Raw genomic sequence first — 1835 nt, 5'->3', positions numbered from 1 at the left:
TTTATGTTTATTGCAGAAATATCTCCACCTAAAGCTCCAAAAGCACCACTCATAGAGGTAAAACGTGCTGTACCATTTGCATCATCTTTAGAAAATAATAATGCTAAATCTTGATATCCTAACGATTGAGAAAAGGATGTAAGAGTTACTGCGAACAAAATCGCAAATGTTACTAATTTTTTCATTTTTTATACTTTAATAGATTATAGTTAAGTGTTTAATTTCTTCTTCTAGACGAAGATGAACTTCTTGTAGACGAACTTCTAGATGATGAACTTCTACTACTTGTTGCCTTAGAAGAAGACCTGCTTGAAGTAGAAGGCCTATAAGTACTTCTTCTAACAGAACTCCTTGTATTAGCACTTACTCTAGAAGACCTTGTAGTAGTGGGCTTGTAAGAACCTCTGCTATTTGTAGCGCTTCTATTAACACTACTAATATTATTTCTTCTTCTAGAACTAGATGACGAACCTCTAGAACTTCCCGAACTTCTTCTTGTAGAAGATGAACTTCTTCGGGTGCTAGATGATGATCTTCTAGTCGTATTTCCAGAACTTCTTCTTGTTGTTGAACTACTTCTTCTAGTTGTAGATGAACTTCTTCTTGTAGGATTTATAGTACTAGAGTTTCTTCTTCTTATTGTAGATGTATTAAATCTAGAGTTTCTAGAGCTTCTCCTAGTAGATATTGAAGTATTTCTATTATTAGTATTTCTTCTTGTGCCATTATTATAAGCTACTCTTCTACCAAAAGTTGTATTTCTAATATATCTGTCGTTAAATCTATTATTCCAACCCCAATTATTATAGCCTCTATTCCAACCCCATCTGTTAAAACCATTGTTCCAGCCCCAGTTATTCCAACCCCAGCCAAAAGCAAAGTTATTATGATATGGGTGCCAATAGGGATTCCAACCCCATCTGTTGAAACCTCTGTTCCAGCCCCAATTATTCCAACCAAAATTATTATAGCCCCACATACCAAAAGCAGGATCATAAAAATTATTAAAATATGGATCTACAACATTTACATTTACAATAACATCATTGGCGTTATTGCCCCAAGAAGGATTTGTATTATAATTCAATCCATCTTCAATATATAAAGTATCTGCAGAATTATAAGTATCTACATCTGTAAATATATCGTTATTGTCTAAATTTTCTAAACGTTCTAGTTCTTTTGTAAAATAATTACTGTCATAATTATTATAATCTCTTTCATTTACCACAATAACCTTTTTTGTTGGCCTATCATCTCCGTAAATACCATCATCGTTATAAACACTTTGATAAGTACCACAAGAAACAAGCAACAAATTTGCCATTATTAATAATGCTATTGTATTAAGTCTGTTATTTTTATGTGATAATTTCATACTATTTGTTTTTAAAAGAAACATTAACGAAAAAAATGTTATACAAATATTTAAAACTTTACTTGGTCTATAACCTTTTTGTAGTAGTTTTGTAATCATTTTATAAGTTACAACAACTATTTTAACATTAATTTCACTATAAATATAACAACATTTGTGCCAAACTTTTAATTATGGGTAAACATTTAACAAAAAGAGCAGAAGACTATTCTAAGTGGTATAATGAGCTAGTCGTAAAAGCAGATTTAGCAGAAAACTCTGCTGTTAGAGGCTGTATGGTTATAAAACCTTATGGTTTTGCTATTTGGGAAAAAATGCAAGCTGAGTTAGATCGAATGTTTAAAGAAACGGGGCATGAAAACGCTTATTTTCCTCTTTTTGTACCCAAAAGTTTATTTGAAGCTGAAGAAAAAAATGCAGAAGGTTTTGCAAAAGAATGTGCTGTTGTTACACATTA

General features: G+C 31.4%; 1 protein-coding gene and 2 pseudogenes. 1 reads left to right on the top strand and 2 read right to left on the bottom strand.

The genetic code is table 11. From position 1 onward, the window contains the following. A pseudogene (locus ACTG3S_RS05200) lies at positions 1-185 on the bottom strand (hemin receptor); the annotation flags it as partial. Positions 186-217: 32 nt separating this feature from the next. Continuing rightward, the gene (locus ACTG3S_RS05195) at positions 218-1378 is read right to left on the bottom strand and encodes a hypothetical protein (protein ID WP_439128306.1); all 1161 of its coding nucleotides are present in this window, start codon (positions 1376-1378) and stop codon (positions 218-220) included. Between the two features lie 173 nt (positions 1379-1551). On the opposite strand from ACTG3S_RS05195, the pseudogene ACTG3S_RS05190 reads away from it, so the two are divergent. Next, positions 1552-1835 (top strand): annotated as a pseudogene (locus ACTG3S_RS05190) (proline--tRNA ligase); the annotation flags it as partial.

The sequence above is a fragment of the Polaribacter sp. genome, assembly GCF_965656025.1.
Taxonomy (GTDB): domain Bacteria; phylum Bacteroidota; class Bacteroidia; order Flavobacteriales; family Flavobacteriaceae; genus Polaribacter.
This window is presented reverse-complemented; position numbering and strand designations above follow the sequence as displayed.